At 41.8% G+C, this 16,541-nt stretch carries 11 protein-coding genes; 5 read left to right on the top strand and 6 right to left on the bottom strand.

The annotated features are described in order from the left end of the window. Nucleotides 1–60 precede the first annotated feature (60 nt). Nucleotides 61–1,149 carry a DUF5895 domain-containing protein gene (locus QUB35_RS20175; protein WP_333143544.1) on the top strand — a complete coding sequence of 363 codons (1,089 nt, stop codon included), beginning with the start codon at nucleotides 61–63 and terminating at the stop codon, nucleotides 1,147–1,149. A gap of 193 nt (nucleotides 1,150–1,342) precedes the next feature. Here the strand turns inward: QUB35_RS20175 and QUB35_RS20180 are convergent, their stop codons facing one another. The 3 genes from QUB35_RS20180 to QUB35_RS20190 all read right to left on the bottom strand — a co-directional run bounded on the left by QUB35_RS20180 (nucleotide 1,343) and on the right by QUB35_RS20190 (nucleotide 4,443). Beyond that, a complete protein-coding gene (locus tag QUB35_RS20180; RefSeq protein ID WP_333143545.1) occupies nucleotides 1,343–1,918 on the bottom strand; it encodes a hypothetical protein in 576 nt (191 codons plus the stop codon). A 28-nt stretch (nucleotides 1,919–1,946) separates the two neighbouring features. Next, entirely contained in the window at nucleotides 1,947–4,046 is a 2,100-nt protein-coding gene (locus QUB35_RS20185; RefSeq protein ID WP_333143546.1) for a hypothetical protein, read from the bottom strand. Between the two features lie 175 nt (nucleotides 4,047–4,221). Beyond that, nucleotides 4,222–4,443: a hypothetical protein gene (locus QUB35_RS20190; RefSeq protein ID WP_333057816.1), complete on the bottom strand. Its 222-nt coding sequence runs from the start codon at nucleotides 4,441–4,443 to the stop codon at nucleotides 4,222–4,224. Nucleotides 4,444–4,644: 201 nt separating this feature from the next. On the opposite strand from QUB35_RS20190, the gene QUB35_RS20195 reads away from it, so the two are divergent. The 4 genes from QUB35_RS20195 to QUB35_RS20210 all read left to right on the top strand — a co-directional run bounded on the left by QUB35_RS20195 (nucleotide 4,645) and on the right by QUB35_RS20210 (nucleotide 8,729). After that, nucleotides 4,645–4,941 (top strand): hypothetical protein, encoded by a 297-nt coding sequence (locus tag QUB35_RS20195; protein ID WP_333143547.1) that lies wholly within the window; start codon nucleotides 4,645–4,647, stop codon nucleotides 4,939–4,941. Nucleotides 4,942–5,168: 227 nt separating this feature from the next. Continuing rightward, entirely contained in the window at nucleotides 5,169–6,530 is a 1,362-nt protein-coding gene (gene iscB / locus QUB35_RS20200; RefSeq protein WP_333143548.1) for an RNA-guided endonuclease IscB, read from the top strand. Continuing rightward, on the top strand, nucleotides 6,520–6,681 hold the full coding sequence (locus QUB35_RS20205; protein ID WP_333143549.1) for a hypothetical protein: 162 nt from the start codon (nucleotides 6,520–6,522) through the stop codon (nucleotides 6,679–6,681). The genes iscB and QUB35_RS20205 overlap by 11 nt, the downstream gene beginning before the upstream one ends. 269 nt (nucleotides 6,682–6,950) lie before the next feature. Continuing rightward, nucleotides 6,951–8,729, top strand: coding sequence for a bifunctional 3'-5' exonuclease/DNA polymerase (locus tag QUB35_RS20210; RefSeq protein ID WP_333143550.1), 1,779 nt, complete (start codon nucleotides 6,951–6,953; stop codon nucleotides 8,727–8,729). A 262-nt stretch (nucleotides 8,730–8,991) separates the two neighbouring features. On the opposite strand, the gene QUB35_RS20215 is transcribed toward QUB35_RS20210, so the two are convergent. From QUB35_RS20215 to QUB35_RS20225, 3 genes are read right to left on the bottom strand one after another with little or no spacing between them, the layout of a single operon-like run. Next, nucleotides 8,992–10,557: a hypothetical protein gene (locus QUB35_RS20215; RefSeq protein WP_333143551.1), complete on the bottom strand. Its 1,566-nt coding sequence runs from the start codon at nucleotides 10,555–10,557 to the stop codon at nucleotides 8,992–8,994. Next, nucleotides 10,557–11,003: a hypothetical protein gene (locus QUB35_RS20220; RefSeq protein WP_333143552.1), complete on the bottom strand. Its 447-nt coding sequence runs from the start codon at nucleotides 11,001–11,003 to the stop codon at nucleotides 10,557–10,559. Before QUB35_RS20220 ends, QUB35_RS20215 begins: the two co-directional genes overlap by 1 nt. Continuing rightward, nucleotides 11,003–16,486 carry a tetratricopeptide repeat protein gene (locus QUB35_RS20225; protein ID WP_333143553.1) on the bottom strand — a complete coding sequence of 1,828 codons (5,484 nt, stop codon included), beginning with the start codon at nucleotides 16,484–16,486 and terminating at the stop codon, nucleotides 11,003–11,005. The genes QUB35_RS20220 and QUB35_RS20225 overlap by 1 nt, the downstream gene beginning before the upstream one ends. Between the last annotated feature and the right edge of the window lie 55 nt (nucleotides 16,487–16,541).

Here is a 16,541-nt window from a genome sequence, read left to right on the forward strand (position 1 = left end):
CTACATTAAAAGAACGGCTATCGCCTATGAAGGGTTGATAACGACTCAAATAAGTAAATAATGGTCAGAACTAATAACGCCACACCCCAAACAAAGGCTAAAATATCAACACCTAAAAGTGCAAAGGAAGCTACTCAAGAAAACACAACTTCTGAAGCATATCAAGTTGACCCAGAACTATTCGGCAGTGGATACAATCAAGCACGCAAACCGTCTTTACCCTACGGTATTGTCATCAATGACAACCCTGCTGGCATCTTAATTCCTACTGACCAACTCATCAAAGCTGAGTGGTACTCCATCCCGTCTGAATCAGACTTAACAACAGTTGAGTTAACTGAAGAAGTGACTGGATTGCTGCTCCAAAAAGTGAAAATTTTGGTATTAGCTTTTATGCCAGAGTACATTCGATACAAGGATATTGAAGAAAATGGTGAATTAGCTGGTGCATTTGTTGGATTGTATGACGAATACCGCCATAGTTTCAACAAAAAGATGCAGGAGGTCTGTTCAGAACACGCTCTCATTTTCTTAAATTCCCAGAATTTACCATTGCACAAATCCCCCATAGTAGTGCGGTTCAAAAATGTATCTCTTTGGAGCTTTAAGAGTGCTAGAGAAGAGTTTTACCGCAACTTAGAAAGGGCATTTGCTGATTACTTTGAGGTAGAATACAGTGGCAAAAATGACAGATGGCGCTCATTAGGAGTTTTGAATGTTCACTTCCGAGCTATCAAAGAAGGGGAAGGCAAAAATAAATCGTTCTGCTGCAAAACTTACAGCATTACTAAGCCAACTCAGGCGAATTTGCCTAAACTATATCTCGGTAAGCCGAAGCAGAAAAAAGAGGTTTGGAATTTACACAATAGCATTGGTGGCTTTCTTGAAGCTGGAGAAGCTCAATTACCAGCTTTAGCGGCTGATACTGATAACCAACCAGAACGTTCAGCCTCCCTTAAAGTTCAGGTGTTGCCTGCTTTAAGTAAAAATTCAGACCACCGTAAAGGTCAAGCGAAAAGTCAATCCAAGCTACCTCGTAAAATAGCACAAGTTGAGTCAGAATTTGATACAGAACTAGAGGAATTGGATGACTTTGAAGAACCGACAGAGGTTCAAATTGAGGTGGATGGAGAAACTGACCTTGATTAAGTTTTGAAGAACAGAGGGAAGGGGAAGGAAAGATAATTTTAGCTTTCCTTTCTTCAATCAATACTTCGGAAAGTTTGGGGAAAATGACTACAAGGGTTAATTGGCTCTTGGTGGTAATTTTTCTCAAACTCTTATCCTGTCGTCGTTGGTAATCAAAAACTGTGCGATACTCTGCACTCCGCATTCCCCTTTTCTATGTCAATTGATAGACAAGCCCATTATAGCAAAACTTCAGCCTGCGTTGGCTTTTTTTCACGAGTTGGTTGACCAGTAAACAGGGCAATTCCACGTCACCTTGTGCGCCTCTTTCAACTTCAAATAAAGCTGTTTTTGGTGCAATATTGGGGTTAAGGTAAGCTGTGAAAACTTCACGTTGAACCTGACTTTTATCATTAGGGATTAAGTAGCCAACGTAAAGACAGCCCATCTTGCCACACAGCTTGGAATTGTTAAAGTCGTACAAATTCAGTTGACCTTTCTTACCCGTCACTTGTTGGACACGCATAGTGGCGATCGCTTCTTTTGGCTCCAAAATACTGCCATGAGATTGTACAATCTCGATCAAGGTTTCTGGGGGAGCAATTCCACTAGCTTTCTCCCAGGATAATTGAGAAAAAGTTGTCTCGCTACTTGCACTACAAGCTGCGGTTCCCAATAGCATGGCTAAACCAATAAAAATTGTTAAACCAATGCGAAACCAATAGCCAGCCCGATTCAACCAAGCTGGGGGTTTACTGCATTTGACTACTTGTTCATTCAACTCTTGCATATTTTCCTCTATTCAGGCACTAATAAATTCAATGAGTGAGTGTAGTTGCCGCTATTGCTACTGCTAAACCCAAGATGACTTGTAGTAGGAATGATTGTTTCGGGCGTACTGAAAATTCTCCCCTAAAGAACTTTATTGATCCTAAAACCATGCTGATAGTCGCGGCTATTGGCAACCAACGAGTACGCCAAGTCCATGTCTCACCGCCAGAGTGGTTGCTGATCGAACTCGAAATGCAACTGCTATTGTTGCGGTTATAGTTGTAAAGCGTTTTGACTTTTTCTCCGTACTGCTTAAGCGAGTAGCCTCCTAAAATATCCGAGTAGCTGGCATCCACCTTACTGCTAGAACCGCCAAAGTGCTTTTGTGCCACTCGTTCAATTAAGCGATCGCCACTGAATAACTGCGTACTTTTCGGGTCAATTTCCTGCTGCGTGCCAACTACACTCTCAGCCAGAGAATTTTGCAAAACCCGATCTTGAACCGCTGGGGGAAAGTATTGAAAAAGCTCCTCTGAAGTAGGCTGAGTGCCACTATTAACTTTTTTGAGGAACTCCGCACCCCCAGGTACAGAAGCGATCGCCTCCTGCACATCTTCCCGGTAGCTCATAAATTGATAGCGACCTAGTGCCCGCCCGCAGTTGCGATCGCCATCTGCACAGGTAGCAGTACCGATTGCTTCGTAGTCACCACTACCTGCACTTTCCAAATTGGCGATCGCCTCGGATAAAGCAGCCACATCAACATTGTTAATGTAGGTGGCAGGTTGGACGCAATCTCCCTTTGATTCGGGAATGGCCTTCTTTGTGGGCAGACGGTTTTGTTTAAGCTGAGACGGCTGTTGATTTGAGCCTTTTGGTTGGGAAAGTTTAGGTGAGGATACAGCATCAGTAGGGCGAGAAATACTGTTAGAAGCACCCCCCTCCACTTTGCCAACAAAGATAGGGGAATTTGTTTGGTAGGACAAGAACGGAAATGGGCCAATAATGTAAGGCGATTTGCCGCAAGGCAAACTAAACCTGAAGTACAGAGCCGTGTCAACAGTATCGCTGGTTTCTGATGGCTCCATTACCACTACTTTAAACGCATCTCCAAAGGGATGCCGACCCGTTGGTTCCCAACCAGCCAAACAGCCAGAACCGCCTTGCACTTCCTGATATTTACCGCTAATCCACTGCTTCCCTTCCAGTTTTGATGCAAGCTTGCGACCGCTGTTTTCTAAATCATCAAGTTCAATGTAAGCGCAATCTTTCTCGCACGCTACCGCAAATCCTTCTACGTTAGAACCTGAGATTGTATTAGAGCGCTTACTTTCAGCCGTGCCATAGATCATGTCAATTCGCATCGCAGTTAAACCCAGTTCTACCACAGGAATTGGAAAACTGCTCAAAGGCACTTGATTGAGTAAGGGAATGTCAGCAATCCGCTCTGATATCCATCCCTCAAACTGTTCTAAATTGACACTTGACAAAGAGGGAATGTCCATTAAATAAAACCCAGAAAGGTCTATTTGGTTGAGAGAAGCTTCAGCGAACTGGGGAAATTTAGACATAAGTTGACTGAGCGGGAGTTCGCCAGCATTAGACGCATTGATGAGCGAAGTTTGAGAAGCTAAAGATGCAAGAGGGGCAACTTCTTTCAATTTGAAAGAGCTTAAATTCGGCACAATTTGTATGAGCTTCTCTACCTTTTGTCTGCCCAAGAGTGGAAATGCTGCTAGAGAGATATTTTCTAGGTTTGTTCCTCCTGTTGCTAACTGTTCAATGCTTTCAAGAGAAAGAATTTCTGGTTTGAGAGCTTCGCTGAGGTCTCCGAGTTGCAAGATTTGGTCAGGAGTGTTGCCTTGTGACCAACTCCGGCCTCCCCAACTAGATGAATTAGAAACTGGTGGTAAGTTGCTAAAAGTAATTTGGCTCCAGTCAGGCAATAAAACTCTTGTAGCAGACTTTTGTTGGTCATTACCAGGAATTTCCCAGATCCGAACTGGTAAGGAATTTAACTCAGAAGCATTAGCAATCCCTGGGAATTCCAGTGCTAGTGCAACAGAAATTAACCCAATTGCTGTAGCTCTTATTAAGAGCCAAATTAACTTATTCAGGTCAAAGCGAACATTATTTAGCACTTTCATAGCATTGGCAATTCCAATAAGTAGAGCGGTTTTCAGTTGCCTGATAACAGGGTAGTTGCTAATTGCTAATTGCTAATTAAAAGTAGTACCTACCCAATTGAAAACTGCTATAAGTGGGAAGGTTGGGTTGCCTATGTTATGAGTGTCATAAAGCTGCCCTTCCCACTCCCAACTATTAAATTTCCAGTTCTAACTGTGGATTGGGATGAGATGCTGTGTCCGTCCAAGCACAATCTGCTAGATTAGACTCGTCGTACACATTTTCTTGATAGCCGTCTTCAAAGTTACCTTGTTGAGATTTCTGAGGTAGTGAATAGCCGGCTGATTGATAGCCCTCTGACTGGTAGCCAGAAGTGTTATAGCTTGATGTGGATTCGTCTGGGTAATGAGGGTTCATAACAATACATGAAACTAGAAAACACTTCTAGCCTAAGTTAACGATAAAACGAATGCCATCACCACAATCGACAATATTTGATAGCTCAACTGGATCGATCCTAATGGAGGGGGATAGGTTTAACTATAAACAACAATCTTCTTTAGCAATAGCTTGCTACCGATTGCGGTTGCAAACAAACTATTAACTAATCCTGGCATTATGAATTCTTTACCTATCCATCCTCAAAACCTGTACGAGAAACTATTAACTAATCCACCTTATTCGTGGTTTCCATCATCAGAATTTGTTTTAGAAGAAATGTTAAAATATGCTCAAGTCACTCCTGGCATTGTAGCGTTAGATCCGACAGCCGGAGAAGGCGCTGTTGCTAGAAAATTGCAATCTGCTGGAGCCGTTGTCGATGTCATTGAAATTAATCCTTTGCTGCAACAAATTTTATTTCAGCAAGGATTTAATTTGGTTGGCTCAGATTTTGTCAGTAACCCACCCCTTTAGGGGATGGGCTTGTAAGACAAGACAAGAGTCAAAACAAGCCATGCTGACCAGCCTAAGTCTTAACTGACTACGTTTTTAGAGTCAAGACACCGGGTGAATGCGAAGCTAGTTCCCTGCTCTGTCATTTGCAATTAAAAAACTTCAAGGTCACTGAAGTAGTGTTGCAAGTATAAAAAGCTCTTAAAACATTGGCGAAGCTAACTTTACCCAGAAATGGAGAGGCAGAAATGTCAAATTACGTATTAGTTATTGATGCCAACAAAGAACCTTTAAGTCCTTGTCATCCCTCGGTAGCAAGGCGGTTGTTAACTGATGGCAAAGCCGCAATATTTCGTCGCTACCCGATGGCAATAATCCTCAAGAAAGTTGTGGATACCAAACCAGAGCCATTAACTCTCAAGTTAGATCCTGGTAGTAAAACAACTGGTATCGCATTGGTACAAGGAGAAAAAGTTATGTGGGGCGCTGAATTAACCCATCGGGGTCAAGCAATCAAAGCCAGCCTTGAATCTCGCCGCTCACTACGGCGCTCACGTAGAAATCGCCATACTCGTTATCGTCAAGCCAGGTTTCTAAATCGCACCCGACCAAAGGGTTGGTTAGTTCCTAGTCTCCAACACAGAGTTGAAACGATAATGACTTGGGTGAACAAGTTGATCAAATTTGCCCCTATTGGATCAATTGTTCAAGAGCTTGTACGTTTTGACTTGCAGCAAATAGAAAACCCGGAGATTTCTGGAATTGAGTACCAGCAAGGTACTTTATGTGGCTATGAAGTCCGAGAGTATTTACTGGAGAAATGGGATAGAAAGTGTGCATATTGTGATGCTGAAAATGTGCCTTTACAGGTTGAACACATTCACCCCAAAGCTAAAGGCGGCACTAACCGCGTCTCTAATCTTTGCCTTGCTTGTGAGAAGTGCAATCTCAAGAAAGGTACTCAGAACATTGAGAAGTTTTTAGCTAAAAAACCAGATGTTTTAAAGCGAGTTTTATCGCAAGCAAAGCGTCCTCTGAAAGATGCGGCGGCGGTCAATTCGACTCGATGGGCTTTGTTTAATCGGCTAAAAGAAACGGGATTGCCTGTTTCAACTGGGTCTGGTGGATTGACTAAGTTCAATCGAACCCGACTGGGACTAGCTAAATCTCATTGGCTTGATGCGGCCTGTACTGGAAAAGTTGAATCTTTGGAAGTTCTAACAAGTCAACCATTGCTGATTAAAGCGACTGGACACGGTACTCGCCAAATGTGCCGAACTGATAAATTTGGCTTTCCGTCTCGGCACGTTCCCCGGAATAAGTTTGTCAAAGGTTTCCAGACGGGCGATATTGTAAAAGCAATTGTTACTGATGGGAAGAAAGTTGGCAAATACGCGGGTCGTGTTGCGGTGAGAACATCAGGTTCATTCAATATTTCTGCATCAGAATTGGTGCAAGGTATTAGTCACAAATATTGCCAGATTGTTCAAAGAAAAGATGGCTATAGCTACTCTTTTCCAGCCAAGAGTCACGGCGGAAGACAGCCGCGAAAATTCCTCCCACCCCTAAAGGGGATGGGTTGCCATTTTGGAAAAATTTATGAAAGCTGAACCCCAGCGTCTCTATCCACTATTAGTAGCCAATCCTCCTTTTTCATTTAGTCCCTTAGAAAGAGGAGTGGACTTAACAATTATTAGACGAGCTTTCGATCTATTTCTCGCACCCGGTGGGCGATTGATTTCAGTTGTCAGCGCTTCCTAATTGAACTGCCCCTAGAAGCTTTTTGGGGAACATTAAGACCTGTTACTGTCGAATCGTGGTTAGTAATTGCTAAAAAATAAGGGGAAGGAAGGATAAATTTTCGCTTTTCTTTATTCAATAAAAGCTAACAAAAACCTGGATTTTCCCTTCCCTAAATAACTTGTTTTTCCTCCCCCTCTCCCTCTCTCCCCCTCTCCCTCTCTCCCTCTTTCCCCCTCTCCCCTTCTCCCTCCCTTTCTCTTAACCTTCCCCTTCCCCTTCCCCCTCAAATGAAACTTAACCTAGTTCAAACTCCTTATCAACTGTTAAATAGTGGTTCAGAATTAGAATTAGCTCTTAAACCATTTCAACAGGCTTCATGCTTTGGACTCGACTGCGAAACCGCTTTTGGAATTGACCCATACCGAGCTAAAGTTCGCCTCGTACAGCTTGCTATTCCCGGTATGCCAGTAGCGATCGTCGATCTCTTTGCGATCGCGCCCACCGATCTCAGCCCCCTGCGCTCCCTCTTAGCCGGAAATGCCCTCAAAGTTGGACATAACCTCAAGTTTGACTGGCTGATGCTGACTAGGGCTGGGCTTTCACCATCCAAGCCTTTTTTTGATACTTATCTGGCTTACCGGGTGCTGACAGCCGGACTCAAGCGCACTTCGTCTCTGGAAGCTGTTGCTGATAAATTGCTGAAAGTTAAGCTAGATAAAGCACAGCAGGTTAGCGACTGGTCAGGAGAATTGAGTCCAACTCAACTGCAATATGCTGCTACTGATGCTGCAATTTTACTACCGCTATGTGAGGTACTTCACCGCCAGCTTTATTCAGCAGAACTTTGGCAGACTGCGAAACTAGAATTTGCCTGTTTACCTGCGGTGGCTTCTATGGAACTTAATGGGATGCTTTTAGATAGAGAACTGTGGAGTGTTTTAGGAAAGAAACTTGCGACTAAGCGCGATTCCCTTTTAAGACAAATTAATTCACAACTCCATCGACCTAACCCTCATAAACAAATCTCTCTACTGCCAGAATTTACAGATACAATTAATCCTTGTTCTCCGAAACAAGTATTAGCGGCTTTGCAAGAGAAAGGCATTCCTGTTACTTCCACTAATTCTCAACACTTAATTCCTTTGCAGGGCGAGTATCCCGTTATTCAAGCACTCTTAGAATATCGCAGTTTATTTGCTCGCATCAACACTTTTTCTCTGGGTTTACCAGAACATATTCACCCAATTACAGGGCGCATTCATTCTAATTGGTTTCAGATTGGTGCTAGGTCAGGGCGGTTTAGTTGTCGAAAGCCTAATTTAACAAATATCCCCAGAGATAAAGAAACCAGGCAGTGTTTTAAAGCTGCACCCGGTTACGTCTTACTTAAAGCTGATTACAGCCAGATTGAACTGCGAATTATGGCGAAAGTGTCAGGGGATATTAGGATGGTGAAAGCTTACTCTCAAGGAGAAGATTTGCATTCTTTGACAGCTTCCTTGGTGTTGGGAAAACTTTTAGCTGAAATTACTATCGAAGATAGACAACTCGGCAAAATTATTAACTTCGGTTTAATTTATGGCATGGGAGTTAGGAAATTTAAGCTTATGGCTCAAGCAGAGCATGGAGTCATTTTAACGCTGGAACAAGCTTCGTACTTTCGTAAGAAGTTCTTTGAATCCTATACAGGTATCAAACAATTTCACGCCAAAGTTCGGAGCGCATGGAGCCGAGGTATTCGAGAAAGTCGCACCGTTTTAGGCAGAAGGAGATTATGGTCAAAAGCTACTAAACCGCTGCTTAACGAAATGCTAAATAACCCAATTCAAGGGATGAGCGCTGACATTACTAAACTCGCTCTTGCTCTCATTTTTTCACCTATAAGCTGCACGGATGCTAAACTGATTTGTGTGGTTCACGATGAAATTTTAATAGAGTGTCCTCTTGAAAAAGTGAGGCCAGTTAAAGCCTTTCTTAAAAAATGTATGGTGAGAGCTGGGAATAAGTTTCTCTCTCCGATTCCTTGCGAGGTAGAAATTAAGGTGATGGAAAGTTGGGGAGGGTAAAAGATTAACGGGAAAAGAGTGGGAAATGGGAAGTAGAGAGAAACCGCACCACAGTCATCGCTAACCAGTGCATCTGTTATTAACCAGATGCACTGGTTATTATTTAATTTATTGAACGACGACGATTTTCTTAAACCAATGAACATAGCTAAGGCGCTCGGCTAAGTTAATTTTTAGGTCTAAGCAACTACATAAAATACCTCAGACTTTCGCAACCCGACTGTGGAATGTGGGTCACAAGTTTAATAGCGTGTTATTTTTATTATTTCTGAATATTGCTTTTTTTTGAAGGTTGCAACTTTTTTCCCAGAGAACTCCAAGAACGCACTATTGGCAAACTTATCAAAGTTAACAAGCTAAATGCCGATCCTATTGCAATACTAATGAGGAAGGCAAACCAAAAATTTGACCAAGGAGAGAGGGGAAGTGTCTGTGGTGTTGAAGGGGTTGGTGATTTTGAAGGAGGTATTGTTTCAATCGTTTGAGGCTGTCTGATTTTTTCAACAAAGTTAGCAATAGCAGAAGCGGCTATTGATGCTGTTCCCATACCGATGCCGATAACCGCAATCCAATTTTCTAGACGCCGATCGCGCTCTCCTTCCTCTAAGTCTACAAGGCTTTGAATCGGATGAAGCAGGTTTTCTAATGCCTCTAACCCTGGTCTGAGACTCGCGTAATCTTGTTCTACCTGTTTAATATGACGGTTCTCAACCACTTTATTAAATTCTCTTATACCATCTAAATTTGTTTTGCCAAAAGGCTGACCTTGTGTTTCAATATGGTCAATTAAAAGCCGATGATTTTGCAATTGAGTTTCAATCGTAGTCAACTGAATTTTTAGATAGCTGAGATTAATTGCATAGTCGGCGATCGTCCCAGCACTATTTTTGATAATCGCTTTAATTTCTTTGATAGCTATCACATTTTCTACTTCTATGTCCTCTACTTGCTGAATTTGACCGTCTTCATTTTTGTTTTTGTGGTTTGCTAGGAGTTTAATTTCGGCGAGAATGTTACGAATTTTGAGAAATCCTGTTTCTAACTCTCTTTTTAAAGATAATGCCTGTTCCTGTGCCCAAAAAATTTTGTTTTGATATCCAAATAATTCTAACCAATATTGATTAAAATTTCCGGCCACCTGCTGAAATTCTTCATCTAGTTGTGTTTCGGGATGCGGAATTTTTTTATCTAGTTGTGTTTCGGGATAGAGAATGATTAAAAATGCTCGCTCTGTTAAACTGTCTTTTGTTGGATAAAGAGAGCGTATCCAATAAAATTTTCCTCCTAAAAAGTCACCTGTAGAATGTTGATCCCATTCCCAGCTAAGCCCTTGAGGAGTGGTTAAATCGCAGCGGATTATTTTAAATATTTCTTTAGCTAAATTTTTGGGTTCGCTTCCTTCGGGATAATAACCTGAAAGTAGCCAGGTTTTACCTAAGTTGCCTTGAGTATGAGATACTAAACTTTTTAGAGTTTGAAATGATTCAATTGGTTGACATTGTTCAGGTGGAATAATTGAGCTGTCAAACAGCAATCCATAAGTATCGCTAGAAATTACAGGCTGATAAAATTGCTCTACTGAGTAGTCATTAATAAATTGGTTAGGAATTTCGCAATGATTGGGATCTGTGAGTAAAAAAGTAAACCTGGCTGACTTGGGTAAGTCACTTCTATTAAGCGCCTGCTCAACTTTTTTCTTGATTTCAGGACTGGGAAAGTTATTCAGAAAAGCCCCTTGATTGCCCTGGACGTTTTGCTTATCAGCCCCCAACCCTTCTCCGAGTTGATAAACAAATAAATCCAGTGTAGGGTAAAAAACTTTATTCATCACATACCGCGTCCTATTACTTCTGTTTCACTCATCCCAGTTGCATTATTCGTGTTAGTATTTGCTCGTTCGGGTGAAGCAGAAGGTTTATAGGTGTTTAGATAACTAATATCACCCGCAACATTTTCTAAAGGAGCAAAAGGAAGGAGCGAACTTGTATTTTGAATTGCCTTTCCGCGTTCCTGAGTATTATATGGTTGTTGCAGGCAGCGGCGCTCGTCTCGATAAAGCTTATAGAAGCGAGCATATTCTGGATTTTTCTTTATTGTGGCTATGAGCCTGTAGAGACCGGCAAATTGATCTACGTTAGATGTGTTTGCTGCTAACTGTTGACCCACTTGATTAATTTCTATAATTACTTCCTCTGGTAAATAGGAATCGAATTTCCTCAAAGCTTCTGAAAAAGCGTGGAGGGTAATAGCATCTTCTTCTTGCATAGCAGTCATTATTTCACCAAACCTGTAATTGTGAAACCAGCCCAATAGTAAGGATCGGCAAACGGAGGCTGGCTTAATTCCATTTTATCTGTATTTTCCTGGATGTCATACGCTTCAGATTCTAAATATTCAGCAAAAGTCGGTGAACATCCGTCGATCTGATGGGCTAGTGTAGCATATTCCTCAGCTAGTTTGGGATAAGTCAGTGTACAAAGCCATTGCTGTGCTTCTCCCAAAGCTTGGGCTGGGTGTACACCTGCTTGAAAGCGTCGGTAAAAGTCGATGACGAGCAAGGCCGTAGAAAGTTCGTCAACTCTCCAAAGCGTACTGAGGACGTAGGCAGTTTTTCCAGCAAGGAAGCCGCTAACCAAACCCACGAATTCATCGATGAGGTTGCTTGTGCTGGTCAGTCCAGTTTCGCAAGCAGACAGGCAAACTAAGTAATACTCTGGTAACGGTAAATTTAGGAGATCGCGTAGAGTTAATTTGTCTCCATTTGCAAGAATTAATGCTGATTCAGCGGGGCAGTCAGTATCGTGTTCGCCGTGACCAGTGAAGTGCAGGATATCAGCCGCAACTCGTATGACTTCCAGAATACGTTTTTTGGTTGCCTCTTTATCCGCAATGCGATTTTCCTGGGGAATTTGATATAGGTGCGCTAAGAAGATTGATTCTATTTTGGCAAAACGCAATGTACTGCCGACATCAGGATGCTCAATGCTAAGTGGAGGTAATGTGGGAGTGACTCGTAACCGTTCTAAGTTTAGTCCTAAATCGATGCTGGGAAGGCGGGAGATCGTGAATCCTTTGTCTCGAAATAGGTATTCTAGAGGTAGCAGGTGCAAATCTCGGTGAGGTATTAAAATCAGCCTTTTCACATCAGTTAGATATTCATCTGTTATTTCCTTAATATGGAAAATTTCTGCAAGTTTATCCAGTTCTTCTAGCATTTTTTCTCGCCAGGGATGACTTGCTGGGGTGGGATTTTTATCTTGTGCTTCCAATAAAGTTTCGTCAGGCTCCTTTTTTTTGCCAGAGCGATAGTCTCGGTAAGTTTTTTTCCATTCTTCCATCCAGTATTCAAATCTAACCAACTGATTGTCATAAACACCGGAAGTCCCTTTAATAAAATCTTCTTCGGTAACTGTTGGCGTGGGAAAAGTTACTATCTCACTTCCCCAAGGCAACTGTGTAGGCTTAGGATTTGTAAAAGCTTCATAGATTTCTTTGTTCTTAAGAACATAAACTTTTGGTATGTTCTTGTATTTGAGTACAAATATGGTAATAGCTGCTGGGCTAATATGCCAGTAAATTATCGCGGTCTGGGAATCTAATAATGATGCGACTTTGGTTGAAAAATCTACAATCGCCGGCTCATCTAAATCAGGTTTATCGTTGCTCCATTGATTAGAAGCTAACCAGTGGAGGCAAATATTTTTTCGCCATTCTGCAAACTTTAAAGCTTGCCACACTTTTTCTGATTCAGCTAAAGAATCTACCCGATATTGGTCAAAAGCGGCAAACTTTCTAGCTAACCTGGTTGTCTCTAATGGCATTTCTTGCAGTAAGCATCCTAGTAAGTCAGAACCTTCTTGCTCAAAGTGTTGCACTTCATCTTTTTTGCCAAGGCAGCGACAGATTTTAACAAGTTTCTGTAGTACGCCAAGCCGTCGTTCTCGCAGTCGAGGCGTGGTGAAGCAATCCAGAGCTTTTCGATAAGCCTTATAGGCCCCCTCCCACCACCCACGCCACAATTCATAGTGAGGAAGGGAGCCAATATTAATTAAAGGAATTATGCCCCTAGAAGGGCCTTTTATATGTTCATACCGATAGCAGTCATCTCCTTTAATTTCATATAAAATCCCCCGACCTTCTTGGTAGTAATCACCTTTTATCTCTTGAAGAATTCCGCTAGCATCTTGATAGAAAGGTGCATTGCGCCGAAGAAATTTCAACCCGATATCAGCAATTCTAGAGGGATCGCCACCAGCAACTCCTGTTTTTAGAGCAATATACCCCCAACTAGCCCATGCTTCCCAGAACTGTCCTTTAGTTAGACGCAGAGTGCGATGAAAGGCAATAATAGCTGCTTTGTCGTATTCTAACTTTCTAAGTTCTTCACCCAGATTAAACCAACCGAGATAGTCATCGGCTTGAGCTGGAGTATCTGCGTAGCGCGATACCAGCCCTTCTTCAAGATGTTGTAGCTTTTCCTGATAAGGCTTACGACAAGACTCAACGATTCTGTAATCAAAGCTCCACTTATTATTAGAATAGTAATATTCATCGAGAGCCTCTTTGTAGTTGTATATTTGATATTTTTGATAAGTTTGATCTATTCTCTCTTCAGCTTCTTTAATTGTTGATTCTATAATTTGCCGACCATACTTTTTAGCAACTTCTCCTAACTCTCGGCAGCCGATTTCTTCCAGTTGAATCATAAGATATCCTTGGTCAAAATCAGGAGTACTCCACCCCTGTAGCTGTTGCCTGCCAAACTCATTCAGCCATCGGATGAAGTAAGAATCGTTTATGTGTTCGCCCAAATGCTCCAACACCTGTGGCTGCTCCCAGCCTTCATCTACTCCATCTAGCAATTCTGTAAATAAGGTTCTGTACTCAATAAATTCATCTGTATCCCATTGTTTTAGTCTATAAAATTCTTTGGATAACAGGTCTTTTTTCTGCTTGCATGAAGCTTCTTCGACTAATTGCTCCAATAGATCGACTCCTTCATATAGTCGGTATTTCGCCTCTTTTGTTTTACCTAGCTCCCGACATACGGAGAGCAACTCTTGTAGAACCCGCAGATACCATTCTTGCAAGTTCGACTCGTTAAATCTTTCTAAAGCTTCCTGAAAACAAGTATGAGATTTTTGCCAATAATCAATCGGAATTTCTTGTTTTCGTGCTTCTGTAGCGTGAGCTAGACCCTCTCCATAATCTAGAATTCCATACTCCTTGTTATATTGCTCCGTAACAACAACTGCTTTAAGATACTTGAGTGTAAGATTTTGTTTCGCTTCACTGTAGTTTTGTATTGCTGCCTCGTAATATCCTAAATTTGAAAGTGCCTTACACATACCTAGCCAAGCCAAACTATTTTGATAACAAAAAAGAGCTTGATTGAAATAATAAATTGCATTTTCATTTAATTCTTTAGTCAGCAACGCATTACCAAAAGTCAAATACGTTTGAGAATCACTAGGATTTTCTTCAATTGCTTTATTCCAAGATTCAAAAGCATCTTGGCAACGTTCTAAATCCCATAATATACTTCCCTTCTCTCTCCACAACTCAGCATCATTAGCATCCAAAACTAATGCTTGTTCATAGGCAATCAGTGCATCCGCATCCCGCCCTTGACTTCTGCGAAGGCTTCCCAGATTTTTCCAATCGTGGAGGTTGTTAAAGTCCAAGTTAAGAGAATTATCAGTTTCATTGAGTTCTTCTTGACTAAACCCCAGATTAGATAATACTATATTGCGATTCTTCAAAGCCGTTTCATCAGAAGGATTGATAGATAAAACACGATTAAAAGCATCCATTGCTTCTCTATAAAGTTTAAATCCATTTGCCAATATCGCTCCGTGAGTATTCCAACCTTTAGGACAATTAGAATTGAGGTTTAAAGCTTTTTTAGATGAATCAAGTGCTTCTGGGTATCGAGCTAAATTCATTAACGCTGTAGCCCGATTACACCAGGCATTATGATTGTTAGAGTCGAGTTCAATAGCAAAATCAAAACAGCTAATTGCTTCTTCATCTCTGTTTAGCTTATGTAGTGTAATTCCTTGGTTAATCCAAACACTGGAGTGTGTACAGTCAAGTTCAGTAACTCGCTTGAAAGAAGTCAAGGCTGCGTTGTAGTCGCCAGTATTGAGTTGGTGAGCGCCTAATGCTTGCCAAGCCAGGACATAATTAGGTTCTAGATGTGGTTGTGGCAGTTTTTCGTAAGTAGCGATCGCCTCTTCATAGCGCCCTAAGTCATAAAGCGTATCGCCCCAGCTCTTCCAACTCTGCTGTTCTTCCTGTTTTTTCTGCTCTAATTTTTGTAACAGAAGGCGACTATTCTCTGTCCACTCTTCATTGCCATTTTCGGCGTAAAGAATTGTTGCCTGATGATAGTGGTTAATTGCTTCGTCTATTTGATCTAATTTTTCATAGCTGGAACCAAGCATATAGTGAGAGCTGGCAACTCGATGTTTTCGATCCCCTTCTTGTTCCAAATGATTAGCCAGTGTTAAGTATGAAAAAAAACAGTCAATAGCTTCGGTATATTGCTGAATATCGTCATGGAATAAGCAGCCAAGCGTCCAGAGAGCATTTATTTCAGAGAGGCGATCGCCCAATTCTGCCACTAACTCTAACCGCTTCTGCTGTTGATCTATAGCCTTCTCATAATCGTTCAAACCTCGGTAAATAGCGCTCAAATAGTCTAGCGCTTTGGCTGCCCATTCCTTATGGCTATTTTGCTCAAAGTACAGTTCTATTGCTGTCTGATAATGCTCAATTGCCTCTACCTGTTCTAAATTCCTATGACAGTGAGCAAGCATATAATGAGCATTTGCTTTCTCGATATGCTTGTCTTCTGCGACAGCAATAGCAGACAAAAAACTCTTAATAGCTTCTGGATATTGCTTCAGATCGAAATTCCAATTACCCAACTCATAAAGGGTACTACGTTCGCTATCTTTGTCGTCTAATTGCCGAAATAATTCTATTTGTTCCGCCATGTAAAAACATGGAAGTACCCCGTCACCACCCAGCTTTTTACAAAGATTTACCAACCAGCCTAATGTTTCCCGTTGGGCAGCGGTATCATTGAGGGTTTTTGTGAGGGCTAATCGTTGTTTAAAGTAGTGTAGGGCAAAATCGAGTTGACCCGCTTGCCAGCGATCGCACCCCAACCACGCTAGCGCCAAACTTTCCATTTCCTTATCTTCCAGATATCGAGCTATTTCCAGCATCAGGGTGTGGGGCTCAATCGCGCTTTGATAGTTGCCTTGGTAGAATTGTGCTTTGCCGAGATTTTGCAGTACGCAGCCTAGCACTTTTTGATCGTTAAATTCCTGTAAAATTTCTCTTTGATTCTGATATAATTGTTGCGCTTTACCATACTGCTTTTCAGACAAATAGCTATCACCCAACTGGTTAAGCGTCGTCCAAGCTTGCTCAAAATTTTCCTGGTTGCCCATTTTTCTAAACAACCGATAAGCCTGACTCAAAGCTTCAATAGCCTCTGGCTGCATTTCGAGGGCTTTGTAGCTGTAGCCCAGATACCATTGGGCTACCGCTTCTTGCCAAGAATTCTGAATTTCTCGCGCTACACTCAACCATTTCTGGCGATATCCCACAGCTTCGCGGAATTGCCCGAACTGATTTAAGCAAACTACTAAATTTCTTAAAGCATTGCACTCTTCAGCGCGATCGCCTGTTTCTTCGGCGACGGATAATTGTTGCTCCAGGCGGGTAATTTCGCTTTCTTCCACACTTAGCCCCCGGTGTATGTATTCACATATAACCCGAATTATAGCATCTAGATCA

The sequence above is a fragment of the Microcoleus sp. B13-B6 genome, assembly GCF_036705405.1.
In the GTDB taxonomy this organism is placed as follows: Bacteria; Cyanobacteriota; Cyanobacteriia; order Cyanobacteriales; family Microcoleaceae; genus Microcoleus.